This is a genomic window from Methylomonas stagni (genome assembly GCF_050154735.1).
GTDB lineage: Bacteria > Pseudomonadota > Gammaproteobacteria > Methylococcales > Methylomonadaceae > Methylomonas > Methylomonas koyamae_A.
This window is the reverse complement of record NZ_CP189557.1, coordinates 2410880-2434442: the sequence shown is the minus strand read 5'-3', so window position 1 is coordinate 2434442 and position 23563 is coordinate 2410880. Positions and strand designations below refer to the sequence as shown.

The following is a 23563-nucleotide window of genomic DNA, read 5'->3' as shown; positions in this document are numbered from 1 at the left end:
TGGAGATGGCATGTATATTTTGGGGATGTCTGGTGGTATTGATAGGATATTGGATAGCTCTATCTTGCCTCATATAGGCTTGGGTCATGATTCTTCGTCTCTTTTGTTAGGAAACGGAGTAGTCGCTTACTCCATTGAGGAGGAGCGGCTGAACAGAATTAAACATACCAATAAATTATGTTCGTCGTCGGCATTTTTTTGTTTGAAGTCTACGCATAAAACACTGGAAAGTTTGGATGCCATTGCTATTTATGCAAGTGAAAGTTTTTTAACTTCAAAACTCAAAGAGTTTGGTTTGTACGTGCCTGATTTAAGTGTTTTCTGCGATATTAAACATTTATATCAATTTATTTTCGAGAGAGAGTTCGGCGTCTTGATTGCTAGGGATAAGTTTTATTTCGTCAATCACCATTTAGCCCATGCCGCAGGTTCGTATTATTTATCCGGTTTCGATAAGGCTTTGATTTTAACCATAGACGGCGAAGGCGATGATGTATCTTCGATGGTTATCGATGCCAACGGCAAGAATTTTAATGTTTTAAAAAGTAAATCGGTTGCCGATTCGTTGGGACATTTTTATTTAAAAGTGATTGCCTTTTTGGGTTACAAGGATTTTGACGAATACAAAGTCATGGGCTTGGCGCCTTATGGCAACTCCGCCGTTTATCGGGACAAACTTAGCCGTTTTTACGAATTATTAGCGGACGGCGATTACCGTATTCATGCCGATCGTATTTTGGAGTTGTACGAGGTCTTAACGCCGAGGAAACGCGGGAAGCTTTTTCTCAAGTGCATATGGATATTGCGGCGGCCCTGCAGGAGGCGTTAGAGTCTATCGTCTTCCATGTGCTTCGCCATTATCAAGTTTTGACTGGCCATACCCGTTTGGCAATCAGCGGAGGCGTCGGGCAGAACAGCAGTATGAACGGCAAAATTTTAAATTCGGGTTTGTTCGAAGAAGTTTTCGTGCCGTCGTTTGCTGGCGACTCCGGTTGCGCTTACGGCGCGGCGGCCTATGTGGCGCACCAATTGCTGCCCGATTTACCGTTTAAAAAAGTAACTCATGCTTATTGGGGGACGCCGATTCACGAGGATGAAGTAGCCGAGGTCTTAGCGCCGTGGCAGGATTTCGTGACGATCGAAAAATTGCTTGATCGCTCGGAACAAGTGTCGGATTTGATTATCGACGGCGCGGTGATCGGTTGGGTGCAAGGCCGCTCAGAATTTGGTCCACGGGCTTTGGGCAATCGCAGCATTATTGCTGATCCGCGCGTGGCTTCGCATAAGGAAACCATTAATGCGATGATCAAGATGCGGGAAAGTTATCGACCATTTGCTCCATCAGTGTTGGTTGAACGTGTCCGCGATTTTTTTGAGGTGCCGGGTAAGCAGGAAGATTTTCCTTTTATGTCTTTTGTCTTGAATGTCAGACCAGAGTGGCGAGAACAGTTGCCGGCTATTACCCATGTTGATGGCAGCGCCCGATTGCAAACGGTTAACAAAGATGATAACCCGCGTTATTGGGAGTTGATAGAAGCCTTCGGCCGTAAGACTGGTATTTCTATTTTGTTGAATACTTCGTTCAACAATAACGCTGAACCTATTGTCGATAGTATTGATGATGCTGTTGTCTGTTATTTGACATCAGGTTTGGATTATCTCGTCGTTGGCGACTATTTGGTCACCAAAAAAGACTGGGGCAGCGACCAAATGGCAACACTAATAGTCACTTTGCCGAAAGCGGCTATTTTAAATCGGGAAGATAAGTATTTAAATCATACCGAGCGTGGATTTAGTTATTTCCTAACTTGGAATTATGACACTACGCGGCGCTACGCGCTTTCGGATGTTTGGTACTATGTTTTGCAACAAGCTGATGGTTTACTTACACTTCAGGAGTTGATGATTAATCTGGGATTTTCGGGGGAACAGCAAAGTCAGATTTTTGAAGAGTTACCGAGTTTGTGGTCGGATCGCTTGATTATTTTTCATCCGGGAAGTGTTGCAAATTAACGGTGTATTCTGTCGATATTTGGTTTGAGTGCTGGAACGGTTGATCCGCTTCTGAGTTCAGGTCGTTTTAAAGATCTAGGTAAGGCTGGGAGACATAATGCCCACTTTATGCAAGTGATTAAGTATATGGGCTAAACATTCCTCAATATTCATCTGATCCGTATTGATCACTATCTCCGGGTTTTCAGGTGGCTCGTAGGGGGATGAAATACCGGTGAAGTGCGCTATTTCGCCGAGTCTTGCTTTTCGATAGAGTCCTTTAACATCTCGTTGCTCACAGACCGTCAAATCGCAGTTGCAGTAAATTTCTATAAAATCCCCTTCGGCTACCGTACGTCGGGCCAGCTCTCTTTCTAATCTGAAAGGCGAAATGAAAGCCGTTAGGGTTATGGTTCCGGCGTCGAGCATTAATTTGGCAACTTCCGCAATTCGGCGAATGTTTTCTTTTCTATCTGAGTCTTCAAAACCTAAATCTTTTGAAAGACCGTGTCGGATGTTATCACCATCCAATACAAACGTACTGCATCCTCGTTGATGAAGTTGCGCCTCCACTGCATGGGCTATGGTTGATTTGCCCGCCCCAGACAAACCCGTAAACCACAAAATGACCGACCGATGTCCGTTCAAGGATTCCCGGTGTGATCGTGATACTTGGGAATGATGCCAGACAATGTTTTTGCGGTATTCCATGCGCATAAATCCAATCGATAGTGATGTGGTAATGATGAAAGCCATTAACGACTTTTCTTTACAACGGAGACGATTATTGCCGTTAAGTTACTCAGTAAACTGCCTTTTTAGAGGTGGGAGCGCGGACAAGGTAAGCAAAAAAGTGGACGTTTTTAGAAAAAGGGCACCTCCATATGCCCTTTTTTCTTTATTCCAACCCGGCCTCCCGCATATGTTGCCGCAGGCTTAGCGGCCGCATGTCGGTCCAAACTTCCTTGATGTAATCCAGACATTCCTGCTTTGGCCCTTTGGGGCCGACGGCGCGCCAGCCGTTGGGGATTTCCTTGTAGTCAGGCCAGATAGAATATTGTTCTTCGTGATTGACGACGACTTGGTAGGTGGTGGTGTCTTCTTCTTCGTCCCAGCTCATTGGGCCCTCCGGATTCTGTTGAAAAGGCGGTTGGTTTTAGGAGGTCTCGCAAAGTCCATTGCCTGAAAAGTTTTGTTAATTAGAACGGCTCGGTTCTTTACCGGCAACGGTTATTGCTTCTACGTCAGTCGATGGTAACTGCGGCGAATTGGCGCTGCTGTTTGTTCGACCATCGAGGCGGAGTGATTCCGTGGAGAAGACGACTTTGGTGGCTATTTTCCTCAGTCGTTGCTTAAATCGGCTTGGCGATTTTTGAACTGTTTGCGGCAGTGGAGCAGCGCTCGGGCTAACAGTTTTTCGACCGCGCTGTCGGAAATGTTCAACTCCACCGCGATTTCCGCGTAGGTCATGCCGTATACCCGGTTCAGCACGAATGCTGTTTTGGCCCGTTCGGGCAGTTCGTCGACGATGCTAGAAAAAATCGCCAGCTTTTCGTTGACCAGCGCCAAGTGTTCTTCCGAGGGGGTTTCTTCGGCGATGTCCAGCGTGGGTTCGGTGCTGTAGACGTGTTTCTCGGTGACCTTGCGGTGCTTGATGTGGTCGTAAGCCAGATTGCGGGCGGTGCGGAATAAAAAGCCGCGCGGATGCTCGATGACTTGTTTTTGCGATTCCCTGGAAAAAATGATGAAACATTCCTGTACCAAATCTGCGGCGATTTCCGGGCAATCGACTATGCGCGCCAAGTGCTGTTGTAGTTCCGTTTGATGATTTAAATATACGGACTCGAGATTCATATTAACTCCCTCTGGCTAATCGGTTGGGCTGCCTGGCGTTGGATTGCCGGGGCGGCTCTGGCGGCGTTGACAAATCCGGGTGCGCGCGATTGCAAGCAGTGCCGGCGACCAAGTGTGGGCCGGGCTGACTGTTGGGGGGTGGGGCGGTTCCGGATATTATGCTACCGCCTCAAGCAGCAGGTTTTACGCCAACTGACAGTTTAGCCAATATCAAGGGCTTAGCCATCGCCGACGTCGGAGTTGGACCGTCAATGCGCGAAATGGCTTAATAAAAAATAGGCATATAACATAGATTAATTTTGTGACCCCTTGGATATGCCTCATTCCGGTCGGCACCGGGATGGGGTGGATTTGTTTTATAGGCGTCTTCTAATATAAGCCGTAGCCGGAAATTGCTAGCTTTCGACCTTGGCTTTTTCTCAACCGGTATTTATGGGGTCAGTATGCTGAAGTTTTTATGGCGTTCGTCTTGGGTCACGATGGCAGGCGTGATGTTGACGGGCATTGTCGCAGGTTTGAGTAACGCCGCCCTGCTGGCGTTCATCAATACCCGGCTGGCCGGCGGCCTGACCGACTTTGCCGATCCGGTCTGGTTTGCCGGTTTGGCGTTGACGGTTTTGACTAGCCGATTTGTATCGCATTACTGGCTGAACCGTTTCAGTACCAAGACAATCCGTGACTTGCGCCTGCACATCAGTCGCCTGATCTTGCACGCTCCCTATCCCGACTTACAGCGGCTCGGTAAAGCGCAATTGCTCGGGCATTTGACCGAGGACGTGACGGCTATTGCCGGCGCCAGCGAGCTGTTTCCGGTTTTATGCATCAACTTCGCGATCGTCGCCGGTTGCATGGCTTATCTAAGTTGGTTGTCCTGGCAATTGGCCGCGGTCTTGGCAGGGGTGATTTTATTCGGGATTACCACGTTTCAGCTTTGCAAGAACATCCCGACCCACTACGTGCGCGGAGCCCGAGAAGAATACGATCGCTTGAGCCAAGGTTTCTGCGCACTAACGGAGGGCGTACGCGAATTGAAGTTACACCGGCATCGTAGCGAGGCTTTTGTCGCCCGATCGCTGGCAGCTAGCGCCGAAGCGTACCGGCGCGACAGCTTGCGGGCGGCGGCAGCCTATTTGGCGATCAATCAATGGACACAACTACTGTATTTCCTAACGATAGGCGTCATTTTGTACGGATTTCCGGTCTGGCGCTCGGTCGGCGCGGAGGTGATCAGTGGCTATATTTTGGTGTTTTTATTCATGATGTCGCCATTGACGATTTTGACCAGCAGCTTGCCGGCGTTCAGTCGGGCCAAGGTTGCGTTACACAAGGTTTTACAGTTGGACGATAGCTTGGCGGGGACGCTAACAATTGATTTGGCGGAGCCGGACGGACCGCACTTCGACAGGTTGGCGATGCGCGGCGTGACCCACGCCTTCCACCGCGAGAAGGAAAACCGCCAATTTCGGCTAGGGCCTATCGATCTGGATTTCCGTCCGGGCGAGCTGGTGTTTCTGGTGGGAGGCAACGGCAGCGGTAAGACCACGCTGGCGATGTTGTTGCTGGGTTTGTATCACCCGGAGCAAGGCGCGGTCATTTGGAACGATAGCGTGATTCACGCCGGTAACCGCGATGTCTACATGCAAAATTTTTCGGCGATCTTCGCCGATTTTTATTTATTCGACGCGTTGTACGGCGTGGATGTCGCTAACCGGCAAGCTTTGATCGACGATTATCTGGCGCGCCTGCACTTGAGTCACAAGGTCGAAATCGTCGATGGCGCCTTTTCGTCGGTGAACTTGTCCCAAGGTCAGCGCAAACGCTTGGCTTTGTTGGCGGCGTATTTGGAGGACCGGCCGTTTTATGTGTTCGACGAATGGGCGGCCGACCAGGATCCCGAATTCAAACAAGTGTTTTACGCTGAATTATTGCCAGCTCTGAAAGCCAGAGGCAAGACGGTATTGGCAATTACTCACGACGATAAATATTTTCATCTGGCCGACCGCTGCATCAAACTCGAAGAAGGGCGAATTACCGCAATCGAATATCCGCAGGCCTACCGGCAAACGGCTGGGGCGGAGACGGGGGCCTCTATCGAGGCATTGGCGTCGAGCGACGGGGAATTCGATGAGGCGAGTTACCAAATGGGGGCTATACGTCGGTTCAGCGGTATTCGCGCTGGCGACCGTCGCCGCCGGCCTGGGGTATTGGTGGTTGGCGCGCTCGCTGCCGGACTTGGATGGGGAGCGGCGCTTGCCGGGGCTTGTCGCGCCGGCAAGCATAGTCACCGATCGCCACGGCATACCGCTCATCAGCGCCGATAGCCGCGTCGACGCGGCGCGAGTGTTAGGGTATCTCACCGCGCGCGATCGCTTGTTTCAAATGGATTTGATGCGTCGTAAAAATGCCGGCCTATTGGCGGAAATCTTTGGCGCTATGGCATTGCCCAGCGACATTCAGGCGAGAACCTACGGATTTTCGGATCTGGCTCGGCGAGTATTGACCAAGCTGCCCCAGGCGCATCGCGACTATCTGGAAGCTTACGCCGACGGCGTCAATAGTTACTTGACGCAAAATCCGGTTTTGCCGTTCGAGTTCGATGTATTGAGTTATCGGCCGGAGCCCTGGAAGCCGGAGCACAGCCTATTGATTGTATTGGGAATGTTCGAGAATCTGACGGCCAGGGTAGAGAGCGGCGAACGCATGCTCAGCGTTATGGCGCAAACCTTGCCCGTCGACGTTGTGGAATTTTTAACGCCGGATAGCGATCGCTATACCGATAGCCTAATGCGTCATACTCTGTCGCTACGTCCTCCGAGGCCGGTGCCGGTTGCGGCGCTGCAAACGCTGCTGGCCCGCCGCGACGCAGCAACCGGGTCGTTGGCGGCGGCGCTGGCCGAAACCCTGGCCGGTTCCAACGCCTGGGTGGTGGCCGGCGCCAAGACCGTCGACGGCCGGGCGATTCTCGCCAACGATATGCATCTGGGTATCAGCGTGCCCAATATTTGGTACCGGGTGGAGCTCGATTATCCCAAAGTGCGGGCGGCCGGATTGAACTTGCCGGGTACGCCAATTCTGGTGGTCGGCAGTAATCGCCACGTGGCTTGGGGCATGACGAATCTGGCCGGTGATTTTCTGGACCTGGTCCGGCTGGAAATCAATCCGGACGATGCCGACCAATACAGGGTTGGCGCGGAGTGGCGGACTTTCGGCGAACGCCGCGAGACAATTTCCGTCAAGGGCGGCGAGTCTAAGATCGTGACGGTTAGGGAAACGATTTGGGGCCCGGTGGCCCGGCAGGATTTGTTGGGTCGGTCGGTCGCGATTCATTGGGCAGCATTGGATGCGGATGCGGTCAATCTGGAGATCATGGCGTTGGAGCAGAGCGAAACGCTGAGTCAGGCTCTGGATATCGCCAACCGCGGCGGCGGTCCCCAGTTGAATGTGCTGTTGGCCGACGATGTAGGCCATATCGCCTGGACCGTCACCGGTAAGATTCCGCGCCGCTTTGGCGGTGATGGCGCGGTCAGCCGTTCCTGGGCGGATGCTCAAACCGGCTGGCGCGGCTACTTGGCACCTGGGGAGATGCCCAGGGTCATTGACCCGCCGGAAGGCTATTTACTGAGCGCTAACGAACGGCGTTTTGCCGCGGATTTTCCGGTTCCTGTCGGTCATCAATTTGCACCGGGTTTTCGTGCCTACCGAATTAATCAGCGTTTGGCTCAGATGACTCAGCCTAGCGAATGGACGCTGTTTAATCTGCAACAAGATACCGACACCGAGTTTTACGCCTACTACCAACAGCTGGCGCTGCAATTGTTGACGCCCGAGGTTCTGGCGCAAAGACCGGCCTTATCAGGATTGAGAGACTATTTGTTGAGCTGGAACGGTCGGGCCGATACCGGCAGTTTGGGCTTGCCGGTGTTGATCGAGTTTCGCAAGCAATTGATCGACACCGTATTTACGCCGTTTTTGAGCGCCTGTAAGCAGGCGGATCCGAGTTTTGTTTACGCATGGAGTTATGTCGACACGCCGCTGCAAGCGCTGCTGAATGCCCGCCCGGCGGTTTTGTTGCCCGATCCCGGCGCGCGGAGTTGGGAGGCGTTTCTGTTGGCGCGCCTGGAGGCCAGTGCCGCCGCCGTTGCGAGCCGTTTTCCCGGTCTGCCGCTGATGGAACTGACTTGGGGGCGGCAAAACGTAGTCGGTCACGCCCATCCGTTTTCCAAGGCCGTTTCCGCATTGGCGGATTTGTTGGATATGCCGCGCCAGCCTCTGGCCGGTTGCGGCGGCTATTGCGTCAGGGTCACCGGACCTGACTTCGGTGCCAGCGAGCGTTTGATCGTGTCGCCCAACCATTTTCAGGAGGCGATTTTGCATATGCCCGGCGGCCAATCCGGGCATCCGTTATCGCCGTATTACCGCGATCAACAACCTTATTGGTTGGCGGGCTTGCCGCTGGCCCTGACAGTCGGCAGACCGGAGCACACCTTGCTGTTTAATCCGGTACCGGCAGCGGGACAAAACTCGGCGGCGGCAAGCCCGATTCGTTAAAATGTAATTTAAATTAAAGCTTTGACGTCCGTTGAGACCCGTTTGGGGTAAGGTTGAGCGGGGTGTAAAATCCCGTTGGACCTTACGGTTTTTTTATCCGATGAGTACAGTGCCTTGGAATCCGAAATTGAAGATGGCATAGACGAACAGGCCGTCGCTTGGTTCGTTCGGTTGCGCGCCGATAACGTCAGCGGGCAAGACGAAACATTGTTTCTGGAATGGTTGGAACAGGCCGAAACGCATCGTAGCGCGTTTTACGAAATTTGTTTGCTGTGGGGGGACCCTGATTTTTTACACTGCTTGATCGGCAATGCCAAAAAACACGGTATCGCGCCGAGTCTCAAAAAAACGTTACATTGAGGCTTGGCGGTATCCTGTATTGGTTGCCGCGTTGGTGGTGTTGGCCGTGGGGGTGGCGAGACCGCTGCGCGTGGCCTTGAAAGCCGATTACAGCTCGGCATTGGGCGAACGTAAAACCGTGAAACTCGCCGACGGTTCAAAGGTGATGTTGAATACGGGTAGCGCCATAGCAGTTGAGATAGCCGGCGAACAACGCATGGTTGAACTGCTGCAAGGCGAAGCTTATTTTGACGTCAAACCCGACCCCAATCGGCCGTTTATCGTGCGAGCCGACCGTTCGACGACGCGCGTGTTGGGGACGCATTTCTTCGTCGATCGCCAAACCGACGGCGACAGAATCAGCGTGTTGTCCGGCCGGGTGGAGGTATCGGAACCCCGGCGTTGGAAGGAGGCGCTGGTATTGCGCGACCGGGAAGCCGTCACGGTTTACGATAACGCCATCGGCCAGCCGCAAACGATGAACTCCGCCCTGTCCACGTCGTGGATCGACGGCTATCTGGTTTACGAAAACGAAACCCTGGAAAACGTGATGCGGCAAATTAACCGCTATCACGCCGGTACAGTGTATTTTAAGGATGATGATTTGCGGCAAATACGCATCAACGGCCGGCTCAAAATTCGGCGGTCGCGCGAGATGTTCGATGTCTTGCGGCATTCCATGGCGCTGAAAATGACCTATCTGACCGATTGGTTGGTAATCGTCGGCTAGGTTTGCGCGAAAGTCGGCAGGTTTCTTTATCCTAGTTCGAATGAAGAAAACGTGAGCGGGGTTGCTGCAGTTGTAAAAGACCTGAGGTTTTTACGTTCTTGCTGGTCCTAGGGCGTTGCGGCCCAGTGCATAGCTGACCTAGATTTGTACTCCGGCCGGGTCGTTTGAGCCGCTCCGGTTGGTGGGAACAGCGGGTTGGAATCGCCGATGGTCGGCCGGGCTAAAAAGACTCGGCGTCGAGTACCGCCGGTGCTTAAGCGAGTTGGCGAAACGAAAGGAGGCGCATGGCGTTTGATTTGGCGCGCGACTCGACGCGTTCGGCGAAATCGGGCACACTGACCGTCAGACCAAATCAAGCGGCCAGGAGCGTGGGCGATGACGACAGAACCTTGCACGTATGTAATCTTTGGAGCGACCGGGAATCTGGCGCGGTTGAAATTGATGCCGGGCTTTTACCATCTGGAGCTGGAGAACAAGTTGCCGGATGGTTGTCGGATTGTCGCGGTCGGTCGGCGGGGCTGGGATAGGGCGACCTGGTTGGCCGAAGTGAAGGCGATGTTGCGCGAGCGGGTGCCGGACGACTTGGATGACTCGGTGTTTGCCAGGTTCGCCGAGCGCCTGGACTACCATCGCGGCGACATGGATGATCCTGCTTGCTATCAGTCGCTGGCCGAGGTCTTACAAGGCCAGCCCCAATTTTCTAAAAATATTGCGTTTTATTTGGCGATTAGTCCCGGCGACTTCGGTAACGTCATTGAGGCCTTGAGTCGGGTGGGGCTGTTGAGCGAAGACGACGGCTGGCGGCGGGTGATCATCGAAAAACCGTTCGGCTACGATTTGGAAAGCGCCCAGGCCTTGCAAAAGCGCTTGAGTCGCTATTTGAGCGAGGATCAAATCTACCGAATCGATCATTACCTCGGTAAGGGCATGGTGCAGAACGTATTGGTGTTCCGCTTCGCCAACGTGATGCTGGAACCTTTATGGAACCGCAATTACATCGATCACATTCAGATTACACATGCCGAGGATTTGGGTATTGGTAGTCGCGGCGAATATTACGATAGCGCTGGGGCGTTGCGCGACATGTTGCAAAGCCACTTATTGCAGTTGCTGACGCTGGTGGCGATGGAGCCGCCGGTTTCGATGGACGCCGAGTCGCTACGAGACGAAAAGGTCAAGGTGTTGAAATCGATTCGGCCGATTCCCAAGTCGGCGGTGCATGCTCATACCTTTCGAGGTCAATATGCCAGGGGCAATATCGGCGGCCAGAAAGTGCCGGGATATTTGGAAGAGGCCAATATTCCGGCGGACAGCAGCACCGAAACCTACGCGGCGATCAAGTTGTTGATCGATAACTGGCGTTGGCGCGGCGTGCCGTTTTATTTACGGACCGGCAAGCGCATGGCCAAGGGTCAGTCGTCGATCGCGATTTGCTTTCGTCATCCGCCGCTGCAATTCTTCCGCGATACCCACGTGCATTGCATGACGCCGAATTGGGTATTGATGGGCATCCAGCCGGACGAATGCATACGCATCGAGATGACCGTCAAGGAACCGGGACTGGAAATGCGGACCCGCACTACCAGTTTGGATGCCAGTTTCCGTCATCCCGACGAGCGGCGGGTCGATGCTTACGAAGATTTACTATTGGATGTGATGAAGGGCGACCGTTCGCTGTTCCTGCGATTCGACGAAGTCGAATACGCTTGGCGCATCGTTGATCCGATCTTGCAAACCTGGGCGATAGAGCGCGATTACATTGCCACCTATTCGGCCGGTTCCTGGGGGCCCGACGACGCCAAGCGCTTGTTCGAGAAAGAAGGTCAGTATTGGCGCAGTTCCTTACTGCCGGAGTGCCGCTGAGGTCGCGCGCCCGCTTTTTAGTCCTTGGGATAGACCAACACCCATTCGATGCGCGGTCCGTTCATCTCCTTAACGACGATGTCGAAGCGGTTGAAGGCGATGCGTTCGCCGACATCGGGAATGTCCTGCAGTTGTGCCAGGATCATGCCGCCCACCGAATCGACGTCGTCCAAATCCAGTTCTTCGTTTTCGACGTCGACGCCCAGTATCCGCTCCAGCGAGAAGATCGGCAGGCTGCCCTTGCCTAGCAAACCGCCGTCTTCCAGACGGGTCCAGTCGCTTTGCGAGCGGGCAAATTCGTCGCGAATCTCGCCAACCAAGGCCGACAGCAGATTGTCCAACGTAATGTAGCCTTCCGGTTTTTGGCCTTTCTGGCCGACCACCGCCAAGTGCGGCGCGCCCTTGGTAAAGCGCCGGAACAACTCCAACGCCGGTAGATGCGCGGAAATGTGCTGGATTGGTCTGAGATAGGCCTGCAAGTCGTCCAGCGGCTGACCTTGCTGTTGGGCCAAAAACAAATCCTTCAAATGCACCAAGCCGAGCAGGTCGATCCGATTGTTGTCGAAATAGGGATAGCGGCTGTAGCCGCTGTCGCAAATGGTCTGCAGGATTTCCTCGGTGGGTTGACCACGGTATAGCGCTTTCACTTCGTGGATCGGGCGCATCAAATCCGAGACTTCTAGCTTTCCGAAATCCAGCGATTTCGCCAGTACGTTGCGCTCGTCCTTGGTGAAGCCGCCGCCGGCGCTGCTGGAGCGCAGAATCAATTTAATTTCGTCGGTCGAATAATGGCTGTCGTGATGGCCTTCGCTGCACAAGCCGGCCAGATGCAGCACCAGATTAGAACTGGCGTTCAGCAACCAGATTGCCGGATACATGATCCAGTAAAAGGCGTAGAGCGGTCCGGCACTCCACAACCCAATGCCTTCGGGGTTGCGAATCGCCAGCGATTTGGGGGCTTGTTCGCCGACGACGATGTGCAGAAACGAGATCGTGCAGAAGGCAATCGCAAACGACACATTGTGGATAATTTCGGCGGAGGTAACGCCCATTTCGGCGAACATCGGTTTCAATAAGTCGGCGAAGGCCGGTTCTCCGATCCAACCCAAGCCCAGCGAGGCGAGGGTGATGCCGAGTTGGCAGGCGGATAGATAGGTGTCGAGTTTTCTATGAACTTTGGCGAGAATTCGGCCGCGCCAGCCGTGGGTTTGTTCGATGGCTTTGATACGGGTTTGCCGTAATTTCACCAAGCTGAATTCGACGGCCACGAAAAAACCGTTCAAACCGACCAGTAGCAAGGCGCCGGCAACCAAAACAAGAGTGTTCATACATTTTTGAAAACCACAACGGAATAGCCATTATAGCCGATCGCATCGCGACGCCGACGCTTGCGCGTTGCTTTGCGCCGGTCCGCATCGCCTCGCAAGGCGATAGCGGCTATGGGCGTCGAGCAGGGTAGCGGTCAATGTTGGTGGTTAGGTGGACGGGCTCGGACCAGGCGGCTGGTCATGTGTCGTCGTTGGAGTAGTCAAGCTAAGTCCGCTGACTGGCGATACCGGTGCCGATTTTCAATTCGGCCAGCCAGTTGATAAAGCGTTCGACATCGTTACCGCGATAAATGGCGCCGTGTTGAGGGCAAAGCATGTCGATCTTGAGGCGGCTGACGCGTTCGCACCAGTCCAGCTTGGCCGACTCAGAACCCATCCAGCGCCTATGAAAGCCTTCGGCGTATTGGATGTGGCTATCGAAGTCTTCGACGAACAGCCCTGCGTTCGCGCTCGGCAACAAGGCTGCCCCGACATCGCCGGAGAACAGTATGCTCGCTTTGCGGTCGTAGAGTTGAAAGTTGCCAGAGGAATGCAGGTAGTGCGCAGGGATTGCTTCCAGTTCGAGGTTGCCTAACAGAAAGCTCGTGCCGTCGTCGGGTAGCGCGATAAACGTATCGGCATTGCCGCCGAAATGAGGGACGAAGCTAGTCCACAGCCGGCTCAGATAACATTTCAGTTTGGGGTTGAATTCCAGCCATAGTGCTAGCGAGGAAATGATATCCGGGTCTTGGTGGGATGCAAACAGGCCTACGATTTGGTTGGGGTTGAATTCGGTATCGATCGCCGAAAACACGTCGGGAAAAATCTCCATGCCGCCGGGATCGGTGAGTATCGCCTGCTCGCCGTTGAGGATCAGGTATTCGTTGGTATCGATCAAGTAGCTGGCCTTGGTTGGATCGCGGGCGATGGCGACCCATTTGTGGGGACCGTGTTCGTAGATAAATTCGAGTTTTTTCATGAGTTCAGTGCTCCAGCGAAGCCCGTAAGGTCGTCAATAGCGAAATGATGTTGAGCACCGTTTTCTCGATTTGTTCGGCGATTTCGTTCAATACTTGACGCATATCACCACCGTGCGCGGCTTCGATTTTGGCCGACCTCGCCAAGGCGTTGCCGGCCTTGCACAGTTGTAACGTGCGCTTTGAATAGCGGTTTAGTTTTTCGATGTCTTCCGCAAACTCGTCGGTTACCGACAGCAAGGCCGCCGATTTGTTTTGCAGCGGGAGTTTCATCGTCTGTTCGCCGCGCGGACTTTTGGTTAACGTCGTCATCAACAGATGACGCTCGCGGCTGAGTTTTTTAAAGATGGCGGCTTTTTTGGACATCGCATAAGTTAACTGGCTGAGCTGAATCATCGCGGTTTCCAGCTTTCGACTGAACTGTCTTAGTTCCGAACTGACCACACCGAAACCCAGTAGACGCTGGCCGGAGGCTTTCGAGATCAGCATTGAATTGATGGCAACCAGATAAGACGCGGAAGAAATCCGCAAGATTTCCTTGATGTGTTCGTTCAGCGAGACTATCCGTTGCATGTCCAGCTGCGCGGAAATCGAATTTATCGGCATGGCGCTTAGTCTCCTAGTCAAATTGGCGGGGCATTCTACGCTACCGCGGGTAAGTGGGTTGGATCAGGTGGCGAATGTTTGAGCTGGCCCTGATTTTCACGGCGAACGAGTCCGGTCTTTCCAAGGGCAGACAGCATTGCCTATTCCCTAAGTCCGTTTACGGAATCGTTTGTCTCGACGTGTCGGCCTGCAAGGGTTACCGCGTCGTCGGAGGCAGATGAGCCGGATGATGACGCGCCGGTAAACCGTAGGCTAAATTTTAACGGTTCGACCTTCGGCGGCGGCTTGCAGCGCGGCGACGATGATGCGGCAATTGGCGCGGGCGTCGTCCAGCGACAATGCCGGGTCGCGGTTATTTAGCACGCAATCTGAAAAATGTTCGATTTCCAGCCGGAAATGGTTGCTGTAAGGTAAACGCTCTTCGGCTTGACGGCCGTCTTCGGTCCACCAGGAAATCACCGGCACGTCGCCCGGCAGCTGCCAGACGACGTGGCATTTGATGCCGCCATGGGTGCCGATGATTTCGTATTCGCAACGACGAGCCCGCTCGAAGCTGAAATCGAAGTGACCGTAGCGGCCGTCGCCGAAATCGACAATGCCGCTAGTGACACTGTCGGCGCCGCTTTCGACGTATTTGGAAACGGCGCTGACCGCCAGTGGTGCTTGCCGGAAAAACAGCCGGAGGCTGTGAATTGCGTAGCAGCCGATATCCCACATCGCTCCGCCACCGTGCGCGGTGTCGTCGGCCAGCCGATAAAGGCGGGCCGGTCTCATCATGAACGAGTAACTGGCCCTGACCGAGCGGATCTCGCCGATCAAACCGGCGTTTATCAATTCAAGAACCCGCTGATGCTGCGGATGGAAACGATACATAAAGCCTTCCATGACTTTGACATTGTAGCGGCGGGCGGCAATTTCGATGGCATCGATATCGGCAATCGTCAGCGCCATCGGTTTTTCGCATAATACGTGCTTGCGGTGTTCGATAGCCCGCAGAGCCCATTCGGCGTGTTCTTGATTCGCCATCGGCAAATACACCGCTTGCACGTCGTCGTCTTTAAGCAGGGCATCGAGATTGTCGTAACACTGTGCTCCGGTCGGCTTTGGCGCGTATTTGGCTAGCGTTTCGGTGGCGGCGCCGGGGCGGCGGCTGGCGATCGCCACCAATTCGGCGTTGTCGGCTTCGACGATGGCCGGCAGCAGACGTTCGTTGATGCGTGCGGCGCCGAGGATTCCCCAGCGTAGTCGGGTCGGATTGTTCATCGTGTTTGCCTCGGATGAATCGACATTGATGGATCAGATTAGCAGTTTGCCCGCCGACCGCAAGCCGTCGGGTTTTGGATGGCGGTCGGCGAAGCTTGGCGGCGGTCTTTTGAATGAATACCAATGCATAAGTTCCGCACGCCCAGCTCGTGAAGAAACCCCCGTGCATAAAAAAGGCCGAAGCGTTTCGGGCTTCGGCCTTGGGTTCGGTCGGCGGGGCCGTATTAAGCCATCGCGCGCAGTTTATCGTTCAATCTGCTTTTGCTGCGGGCGGCTTTGTTTTTATGGATCAAGCCTTTATTGACCGCGGAATCGATCACCGGCACGGCCGATCTGAAGGCCGCTTGCGCTTGTTCTTTGTCACCGGCCTTGACGGCGGCGATAACTTTTTTGATGAACGTGCGGAGATTGCTGCGTTGTCCGGCATTGCGAATACGGCTTTCCTCTGCCTGACGCGCTCTCTTTTTAGCTTGTGGTGAATTAGCCATAGGGGTATCAAGTCGTTGGGTTGGTTAGGAACCGCGCATTATCTTTTTGGATGCTATGATTGTCAACTTTTAATTGACTCCGGACCGGCGACAGGATACGCAGTGAGCAAGCAATTATACAAGTCGACGGCGATAGTCGGCAGCATGACGATGATATCGCGAGTCATGGGCTTTATCCGGGACATGTTGGTCGCAAACCTGTTTGGCGTCAACGCCGATACCGATGCCTTCTTCGTGGCGTTTCGGATTCCGAATTTATTGCGGCGTTTGTTTGCCGAGGGTGCGTTCGCCCATGCCTTCGTACCGGTACTTGCCGAATATAGCGGGCAAGGCGAACGTTCCGCGTTGCGAGGCTTCATCGATCGTACCTTCGGTACGCTGGCGGGGTTGTTGTTTTTAATGACGTTGTTGGGCACGATGGCCGCGCCCTTGCTGATACTCTTGGTGGCGCCGGGATTCGTCGCCGATCACGCTCATTTCGTGCCGGCGGCGGAGATGCTCAGAATCACATTGCCGTATCTGTTTTTCATCTCGCTGGTAGCGTTCGCCGGGGCAATCCTGAACGCGGAGGGCCGATTCGCGGTCCCGGCACTGACGCCGGTCATCTTGAATCTGGTGATGATCGCGGCGGCGGTCTGGCTGGCTCCCCATCTGGAGCGGCCGATCACCGCATTGGCTTGGGGCGTATTCGCGGCGGGGATTATGCAGCTGTTGTTTCAAATTCCGTCGCTTTGGCGGATTGGTTTGATGCCGAGGCCGCGCTGGGCTTACCGCGATCCGGGCGTACAGCGCGTCGTCAAGCTGATGTTGCCGGCCATTTTCGGCGTCTCGGTGGCCCAGATCAACATGCTGGTTGGTACGTTGATCGCCTCCTTTCTGGCGGCCGGTAGCGTGTCCTGGCTGTATTATTCCGACCGTCTGGTAGAGTTCCCGCTCGGCATTCTCGGCGTCGCGTTGTCGACGGTGATTTTACCGAATCTATCGAAAAACCATATCGCCGCCGACCGTGCCGCATTTTCGGCGGCTCTGGATTGGGGGTTAAAGCTGGTGGTGCTGATCGGCGTGCCGGCCACCCTGGGATTGACCCAATTGGCCGAGCCGCTATTATCCACATTGTTTCAATACCATGAGTTCGGTGTCGAAGACGTGCATATGACGGGCAGAAGCCTAGCCGCCTACGCACTGGGTTTACTGGCTTTGATGTTGATCAAAATCCTGGTTCCGGGTTTTACCGCTCGCCTGGATACCCGATCGCCAGTGCGCTTCGGGATGAGTGCCGTCGCCGCGAACGGGGTGTTGAATCTGTTGTTGGTGCCGTTTTTAGCTCACGCCGGGGTGGCGCTGGCCGCCACGCTCGCCGCCTATCTGAATGCCGGGCTGTTACTGAACGCCTTATTGCGGAACGGCACCTATCGGCCGCGGCCGGGCTGGTTGGCGTTCGCCGCTAGGATTGTGATCGCGTCCGCGACGATGTCGGGCTTTTTGATTTACTTTGTCCAGCCGGAAGTCTGGTTCAGCTGGGGCGCCGGCCAGCGCGGCCTGCAACTCGGCGCGGCGGTCGGCGGGGCGATCGCAGTGTATGCGGCGGTGCTTTTGATCTGCGGTTTGCGGCCGAGGGACTTGAGTTTTTCCGTCGCGCCATCATAGTCATGTAGAATAATTGGGGTTCGACGAAGTCGAATAAACGTTTAATTCAGTCAACTATCTATGAAAACGAAAACAATCGGTTTTATCGGCGGCGGCAACATGGCGACCAGTTTGATCCGCGGCCTGATCGCCAGCGGCCACTCGCCCCGGCAGATCTGGGTATCGGACACTTCGGCTGAGCTGTTGAACGCTCACGCCGATCAACTGCACGTGAATACCGCCCGCGATAACGCGACCGTCGTTAACGAAGCCGAGGTCGTCGTGTTGGCGATCAAGCCGCAAGTATTGCGTGAGGTGGCGCTGGAAATCGCGCCACTACTGAAACACAAGCATGGGTTGATGGTTTCGATCGCCGCCGGTATCGGACAGCGGAGCTTGGCGTTATGGCTGGGCGGCGACACGGCGATCGTGCGCTGTATGCCCAACACGCCGGCCTTGGTTTTGACCGGCGCCACCGCATTGCACGCCAACGCCAATGTCAACGACGAACAAAAAGACTTGGCCGAGAACATCCTGCGAGCGGTTGGGCTGACGTTGTGGGTGGATGACGAAGCCGAATTGGACACGGTCACCGCGGTATCCGGCAGCGGTCCAGCCTATTTCTTCCTGTTGATGGAAGCGATGGAAGCCGCCGCGTTGCAAATGGGCCTGGACGAACGCAGCGCCCGCCTGCTGATTCAGCAAACCGCGCTCGGCGCGGCGAAGATTGCTCTGGAATCGGCCGATTCGCCGGCCCAGTTGCGGGCCAGGGTGACCTCGCCCGGTGGCACCACGCAGCGCGCCGTCGAAACCTTCCAGCAGGGAGGCTTCGAGGCGCTGGTGTCCAAGGCTTTGCACGCGGCGCGGGATAGATCGGTTGAAATGGCCAAACAATTGGGAGCCGATTGATGGGAAGCAATTACATGACCGATCCGGTGGTATTCCTGATCGACACGCTGTTTTCGCTGTACATCCTGGCGGTGATGTTGCGGTTTTTGCTGCAGTGGACGCAGGCGGATTTTTACAATCCGGTCTCGCAGTTTCTGGTGAAAGTCACCCATCCGCCGTTGCGGGTGATGCGCCGCTTCATACCGGCATTCGGCCGCATCGACAGTTCGTCGCTAGTGCTGGCCTTGCTGTTGCAAATGTTGGCGAACTTTGCGATTTTGGCGGTCAAGGACTTGTCGGTCGGTTTTGTCGCGCTAGCCTTGCTGTCGTTCGCCGATCTGCTGAAAATGATCCTCGATATTTTCGTGTACGCGATTTTCGCGGCGGCGATTCTGAGCTGGTTCGCGCCCGGCAACTATAGCGGTGCGTCGTCGATACTTTACAGCTTGACCGAGCCCTTGCTGAACGTCTGCCGGCGGGTGATACCCGATTTAGGCGGCATAGACCTTTCGCCGTTGGCCGCGCTAGTGTTGCTGCAACTGGCTAAGATGATGGTATTGCCGCCGTTGCATCAATTGATCGCGATTTTGGGCTGACGAGGCGGGCGGCGATGCGCGGCACGTTGAAAACCACCACGTTGGTCGCGCTCGCGGCATTATTGCTGGTTGGTCCATCGGTTCAGGCCAAGAAGATGTATCGTTGGGTCGATGAAAACGGCAATGTCTATTTTTCCGACCAAGTGCCGCCGGACCAAGTCCAGCATAAGCGGGAAACTCTGACCGAGAAAGCCAGGATCGTCGAGACTGTCGAAAAAGCCAAGACCGCCGAGGAATTGGCCCAGCAAAAGCGTCTGGACGCGTTGCGCAAGGAACAGGAAAAAATCGTCGCCAAGCAGGCCGCCAACGACAAGGTGCTGCTCAGCACGTTTCGCAGTCTGGACGACATGGAAAAGGCCCTAGGCAACAAATTGGCTAGCTTCGACGCCAAACGTAAGGTCATTGAAGGTAATATCGAGCGATTGCAGAGCCAGTTGCTGAAGCAGGAACAGCAAGCCGCCGAACACGAACGCAACGGCCAGAAAGTGCCCGGCAAACTGCTCGACGAGATTGCCGCGACCAAGCAGCAAATCGGCCAGTCCAATCAGGAGTTGGCCGATCACCATAGCGAGCGCCAAAATACCGAAAAAGCCTTTCGGGCCGACATGGCGCGTTTCCAGTTTCTGACTCAGGCCAATGCCGACGCCAAGGCCGCCAATTCTTCGCTGGCCGCCAGCAACGCCGGCAACGAATTGGGTTTGTTTGTTTGCCAGGACGCCGAACAATGCCAAAAAGCCTGGAAACTGGCCGGCGAGTTTGTCGCGGCCAATTCCAGCACAGGGCCCGATGTGGAGACCGAAAAATTGATCATGCGGGCCGCGCCGCAACAGGATGACGATTTGAGCCTGTCGGCTTCCTTGCTCGAGCAGGGCAAGGTCAGACAGATATTCCTGGATATTCGTTGCCGTCAGTCCAGTTTGGGCAACGAGCTTTGCAACAGCGCCAAAGTCAAGAGTTTGCGGCAAAGCTTCGCGCCGTATCTGCAATCCGGCTTAGCGGCGCAGCAATAAGGTACCAACCCCCTGGTCGGTAAACAACTCCAGCAACACCGCGTGATCGACCCGGCCATCAATGATATGCACGCTGTTGACGCCGCCTTTTAGCGCGTCGGTCGCGCAGCGGGTTTTAGGAATCATGCCGCCGGAGATGGTGCCGTCGGCGATCAATGCATCAATGTCCGGCATTCTCAAGCCGGTCAACAGCTTGCCTTGCTTGTCCAGGATGCCGGCGGTGTTGGTCAGCAACATCAACTTTTCCGCTTTCAGCACTTCCGCGACCTTGCCGGCCACCAGATCGGCATTGATGTTGTAGGAATGGCCGTCCGCGCCGACGCCAATCGGCGCGATCACCGGTATGAAGTCGCTATGCACCAGCATGTCCACGACAGCCGGGTCTATGCTGCTAACCTCGCCGACATGGCCTAGATCGATGATTTCCGGCGCATCGTCGACATTGGCGCCGGCCTTGGTCATGGCGATCTTGCGGGCGTGGATGAAATTGCCGTCCTTGCCGGTCAGCCCGACGGCCTTGCCGCCGTGCATATTGATCAGATTGACGATTTCCTTATTCACCAAGCCGCCCAGCACCATTTCGACGACATCCATCGTTTCGCTGTCGGTGACGCGCATGCCGTCGACGAATTCCGAGGTCTTGCCGAGCCGGGTCAACAGATTGCCGATTTGCGGACCGCCGCCGTGGACGACGACCGGATTGATGCCGACCAATTTCATCATCACGATGTCGCGGGCGAAGCTATGTTTCAACGCGTCGTCGACCATCGCGTTGCCGCCGTATTTGATGACGACGGTCTTGTCCTTGAATTTTTGGATATAGGGCAGGGCTTCGATCAGAACGTGAGCGATTTGGTGTGGGGTGTTTTCTTTCATGAATGAGCTTAATTAAAAAGGTAGGTCTAGGTCGGGTTTGATTTGTAGCAACAGCTGTTTGAACTGATCTTGAATCCGGCGTAGCGCATCCTTGGTGTCCGCCTCGAAGCGGGCGGTCAGCGCCGGCGTGGTATTGGACGCGCGAATTAGTCCCCAGCCGTCGGCGAATTCGATGCGCAGTCCGTCGATGTCGATGACCTTAGCGTTTGGGAAGCGGGCATTGCCGGCCAATTGGGTCATCACGGCCGCCGCTTCGCCCTCGGCGAGCGGAATCAGCAACTCCGGTGTGCTGATGCTGTCGGGCAGATCGGAGAACACGTCGCTGCTGGAACGCATGTCGGCCGACAGAATCTCGATCAAGCGCGCCGCCGCGTACAGGCCGTCGTCGAAGCCGAACCAGCGGTCGTTGAAAAAGATATGACCGCTCATTTCGCCGGCCAGCGCCGCGCCGGTCTCGTGGAGTTTGGCTTTCATCATCGAATGGCCGCTCTTCCACATCAACGGCCGGCCGCCGCGCTTCCTGATTTGCTCTTCCAAATGCTTGGAGCATTTGACGTCGAAAATCACCTCGGAGCCAGGCTTGCCGGCCAGCACGTCACGGGCGAACAACATCAATTGCCGATCCGGCCAGATGATTTTGCCCGACGAATCGACCACGCCCAAGCGGTCGGCGTCCCCGTCGAACGCGACGCCGACATCGGCGCCGTAATGCTTGACCGCGCCGATCAGGTCGGCCAAATTCTCCGGCTTGCTGGGATCGGGATGGTGGTTGGGAAAATGGCCGTCGATATCGCAAAACAATTCGACAATATCGCAGCCCATGGTTTTCAACAGCATCGGCGCCAGCAAACCGGCGGCACCGTTGCCGCAATCGACGACGACCTTCATAGGACGGACCAGATGCACGTCGTCGGCGATCGTGCCGATATATTCGTTGCTGAACGCGGTATTCAGCTCGACCTTGCCGAGTTCGGCCTGGTGAAAGTCGCGGGCCAGCGTGCGCTGCTTGAGCTGCTGAATCGCCGGGCCGGCCAAGGTTTCGCCGTTCAGTACCAGTTTCAGTCCGTTGTAGTCGGGCGGATTGTGACTGCCGGTGATCATGATACCGGTGCGGCCCTCGCAATGGCGGGCGACAAAATACAGTAGCGGCGTTGGCACCAGGCCGATGTCCAGCACGTTGCAACCGGTCGAGCGGATGCCGGCCACCAGGGCTTCGGCCAACGCCGGACTGGACAGCCGGCCGTCGCGGCCGACGACGACGGTGGGCACTTGTTGTTCCAGCGCCAGACTGGCGAAAGCGGCGCCAATGTCGCGCACGCCGTCCTGGGTCAGGCCGCAGCCTACAATGCCGCGAATGTCGTAGCCGCGAAAACTGTCGGCGAAGTCGTTGCGCGCGGGTCGTGGCGGCGGCGCGGATGGCTTGGGCGCCGGGCTGGAGGCCGGCGCTGGGTGTGGGGCCAGACCGGGTTCGGTGTCGGCCGGTTGGCCTAGCGAAACCGGCGCGGTATTCAACGCGATCGGCGCCGTATTCAGCGAAATCGGCGCGGTGGCGACCGGTCTTACCGCCGACTGAGGCGCTTCTTCGACGAAGTCGATGTCGAAGGATTCGTCGAAAAAGTCGTGATCGTCGGCGAAACCGGTGCCGGTCGGCTCCGCCGTCTGTTCTTGTTGCAAGATGCGCTTGAATTGCGCCAGCGCCGAGATGATCGGCTGCATTTCTTCGAGCAATACCGGGTAGTTGCCGACCTTCTTGCCGGCCATCATGTCCTTGGCGGCTTTTAAAATCACGCTTTGGTCATGATGCAGAAAGTCGTGCAATTTGCGGTAGCCGATAAAGAATCCCAGGCAGGCCAACATGGCCGGAATCAGGACAATGCTGGCGAACAGTACGGTGTTGCCGGCGCTGTCGCCGCTACCGATCCAGAGATCGAGTTGCCAGCGGGTGTTGGTCAACGGCAGGGATTGCGGTTCGTCGAGTTTGGCGGCCGGGTTGCCGGCACTGGCAATCACGCTCTGGTCCTGTTTGATTTCGATCAGGCCCGCATTGAAAATGGTTCTGGACAGGAGTTGCTGAACCAGATCCGGTTTCAGGCTGACCAGTATGGCGCCCAGCGTCTGCTGGTTGGCGACGACGGCGCTAGTGATCGCCAGATGGCGGTGTTCGCCCTCGCCTTGCACCATCGGCTTTTGTTTGGCCGTCAACGTGGCGCGCACCATTTCCAGATCGGCGAAGCCCATGTTCGGCGTTTGCGTCAGTTCCGGCTCGCTGACGGTGGCCGGCAGAATGCGGACCCGCAAGGCCTGAGGTATCGCGTCTTGCAGCCGGGCGGCCAGCTTGTCCAAATCGGCGCGGCCTGCGCCGGCGGCCAGGGCATTGGCGACTTCGGGCGACTGCGCCAGACCGTCCACCACTTTTTGCAGGGTGTCGATCTGACTGGCAACGCCGACCGACATTACGCCGGCAATCGCGGTGACGCTGGATTGCTCGGTATCGCGGACGTTGGCCGCCGCCAGCCAGTAGCCGGCGGCACCGGTGACCAGCACCATCAAAGCCGCTATCGCGGCCACTATGCTAAATATTCGGCCCATCGCGGCGGCTC

Annotated in this window: 21 protein-coding genes; 11 read left to right on the top strand and 10 right to left on the bottom strand. The window is 55.6% G+C overall.

Going from position 1 to position 23563, the window contains the following annotated elements:
* Positions 1 to 10 precede the first annotated feature (10 nt).
* Together ACP4CD_RS11350 and ACP4CD_RS11345 are read left to right on the top strand one after the other, a co-directional pair.
* Positions 11 to 829, top strand: coding sequence for a carbamoyltransferase N-terminal domain-containing protein (locus ACP4CD_RS11350; RefSeq protein ID WP_426994610.1), 819 nt, complete (start codon positions 11 to 13; stop codon positions 827 to 829).
* The gene (locus tag ACP4CD_RS11345) at positions 796 to 2013 is read left to right on the top strand and encodes a carbamoyltransferase C-terminal domain-containing protein (protein WP_426994609.1); all 1218 of its coding nucleotides are present in this window, start codon (positions 796 to 798) and stop codon (positions 2011 to 2013) included. Before ACP4CD_RS11350 ends, ACP4CD_RS11345 begins: the two co-directional genes overlap by 34 nt.
* Positions 2014 to 2088: 75 nt before the next feature.
* Here the strand turns inward: ACP4CD_RS11345 and cysC are convergent, their stop codons facing one another.
* The 3 genes from cysC to ACP4CD_RS11330 all read right to left on the bottom strand — a co-directional run bounded on the left by cysC (position 2089) and on the right by ACP4CD_RS11330 (position 3846).
* On the bottom strand, positions 2089 to 2748 hold the full coding sequence (gene cysC, locus ACP4CD_RS11340; RefSeq protein WP_426994608.1) for an adenylyl-sulfate kinase: 660 nt from the start codon (positions 2746 to 2748) through the stop codon (positions 2089 to 2091).
* A 142-nt stretch (positions 2749 to 2890) separates the two neighbouring features.
* Positions 2891 to 3112 carry an MbtH family protein gene (locus tag ACP4CD_RS11335; protein ID WP_064025298.1) on the bottom strand — a complete coding sequence of 74 codons (222 nt, stop codon included), beginning with the start codon at positions 3110 to 3112 and terminating at the stop codon, positions 2891 to 2893.
* A gap of 221 nt (positions 3113 to 3333) precedes the next feature.
* Complete coding sequence (locus ACP4CD_RS11330; RefSeq protein ID WP_064025296.1) at positions 3334 to 3846, bottom strand: RNA polymerase sigma factor; 513 nt, start codon at positions 3844 to 3846, stop codon at positions 3334 to 3336.
* A gap of 443 nt (positions 3847 to 4289) precedes the next feature.
* Between ACP4CD_RS11330 and ACP4CD_RS11325 the strand changes: the two genes are divergently transcribed.
* From ACP4CD_RS11325 to zwf, 5 genes are all read left to right on the top strand, one after another.
* Positions 4290 to 6167, top strand: coding sequence for a cyclic peptide export ABC transporter (locus ACP4CD_RS11325; protein ID WP_426994607.1), 1878 nt, complete (start codon positions 4290 to 4292; stop codon positions 6165 to 6167).
* Positions 6058 to 8394: a penicillin acylase family protein gene (locus ACP4CD_RS11320; RefSeq protein ID WP_426994671.1), complete on the top strand. Its 2337-nt coding sequence runs from the start codon at positions 6058 to 6060 to the stop codon at positions 8392 to 8394. Before ACP4CD_RS11325 ends, ACP4CD_RS11320 begins: the two co-directional genes overlap by 110 nt.
* 114 nt (positions 8395 to 8508) lie before the next feature.
* A complete protein-coding gene (locus ACP4CD_RS11315) occupies positions 8509 to 8754 on the top strand; it encodes a FecR/PupR family sigma factor regulator (protein WP_426994606.1) in 246 nt (81 codons plus the stop codon).
* 19 nt (positions 8755 to 8773) lie between these two features.
* Complete coding sequence (locus tag ACP4CD_RS11310; protein ID WP_426994605.1) at positions 8774 to 9463, top strand: FecR family protein; 690 nt, start codon at positions 8774 to 8776, stop codon at positions 9461 to 9463.
* A 375-nt stretch (positions 9464 to 9838) separates the two neighbouring features.
* Positions 9839 to 11326, top strand: coding sequence for a glucose-6-phosphate dehydrogenase (gene zwf / locus ACP4CD_RS11305; RefSeq protein ID WP_064025288.1), 1488 nt, complete (start codon positions 9839 to 9841; stop codon positions 11324 to 11326).
* A 17-nt stretch (positions 11327 to 11343) separates the two neighbouring features.
* On the opposite strand, the gene ACP4CD_RS11300 is transcribed toward zwf, so the two are convergent.
* The 5 genes from ACP4CD_RS11300 to rpsT form a co-directional block, all read right to left on the bottom strand.
* Positions 11344 to 12654 carry a hemolysin family protein gene (locus tag ACP4CD_RS11300; protein WP_064025286.1) on the bottom strand — a complete coding sequence of 437 codons (1311 nt, stop codon included), beginning with the start codon at positions 12652 to 12654 and terminating at the stop codon, positions 11344 to 11346.
* A 205-nt stretch (positions 12655 to 12859) separates the two neighbouring features.
* Positions 12860 to 13612, bottom strand: coding sequence for an MBL fold metallo-hydrolase (locus tag ACP4CD_RS11295; RefSeq protein ID WP_426994604.1), 753 nt, complete (start codon positions 13610 to 13612; stop codon positions 12860 to 12862).
* Between the two features lie 4 nt (positions 13613 to 13616).
* A complete protein-coding gene (locus ACP4CD_RS11290; protein ID WP_064025282.1) occupies positions 13617 to 14216 on the bottom strand; it encodes a hypothetical protein in 600 nt (199 codons plus the stop codon).
* Positions 14217 to 14468: 252 nt separating this feature from the next.
* Complete coding sequence (locus ACP4CD_RS11285) at positions 14469 to 15479, bottom strand: Gfo/Idh/MocA family protein (protein ID WP_426994603.1); 1011 nt, start codon at positions 15477 to 15479, stop codon at positions 14469 to 14471.
* A gap of 224 nt (positions 15480 to 15703) precedes the next feature.
* Positions 15704 to 15967 carry a 30S ribosomal protein S20 gene (gene rpsT, locus ACP4CD_RS11280; protein WP_064025278.1) on the bottom strand — a complete coding sequence of 88 codons (264 nt, stop codon included), beginning with the start codon at positions 15965 to 15967 and terminating at the stop codon, positions 15704 to 15706.
* Positions 15968 to 16069: 102 nt separating this feature from the next.
* On the opposite strand from rpsT, the gene murJ reads away from it, so the two are divergent.
* The 4 genes from murJ to ACP4CD_RS11260 are packed head-to-tail and all read left to right on the top strand — an operon-like array spanning position 16070 to position 20087.
* Positions 16070 to 17614, top strand: a complete 1545-nt coding sequence (gene murJ, locus ACP4CD_RS11275; protein WP_071157223.1) for a murein biosynthesis integral membrane protein MurJ — start codon at positions 16070 to 16072, stop codon at positions 17612 to 17614.
* Between the two features lie 60 nt (positions 17615 to 17674).
* Positions 17675 to 18502: a pyrroline-5-carboxylate reductase gene (proC, locus tag ACP4CD_RS11270; protein WP_064025274.1), complete on the top strand. Its 828-nt coding sequence runs from the start codon at positions 17675 to 17677 to the stop codon at positions 18500 to 18502.
* Positions 18502 to 19077: a YggT family protein gene (locus tag ACP4CD_RS11265; protein ID WP_064025272.1), complete on the top strand. Its 576-nt coding sequence runs from the start codon at positions 18502 to 18504 to the stop codon at positions 19075 to 19077. Before proC ends, ACP4CD_RS11265 begins: the two co-directional genes overlap by 1 nt.
* A 14-nt stretch (positions 19078 to 19091) precedes the next feature.
* Positions 19092 to 20087, top strand: coding sequence for a DUF4124 domain-containing protein (locus tag ACP4CD_RS11260; RefSeq protein WP_064025270.1), 996 nt, complete (start codon positions 19092 to 19094; stop codon positions 20085 to 20087).
* Here ACP4CD_RS11260 and argB read toward each other — a convergent pair.
* Positions 20070 to 20963, bottom strand: a complete 894-nt coding sequence (gene argB, locus ACP4CD_RS11255; protein ID WP_071157229.1) for an acetylglutamate kinase — start codon at positions 20961 to 20963, stop codon at positions 20070 to 20072. The two genes, ACP4CD_RS11260 and argB, sit on opposite strands and share 18 nt — an antisense overlap.
* Positions 20964 to 20975: 12 nt before the next feature.
* Complete coding sequence (locus ACP4CD_RS11250) at positions 20976 to 23552, bottom strand: phosphomannomutase/phosphoglucomutase (protein ID WP_426994602.1); 2577 nt, start codon at positions 23550 to 23552, stop codon at positions 20976 to 20978.
* Between the last annotated feature and the right edge of the window lie 11 nt (positions 23553 to 23563).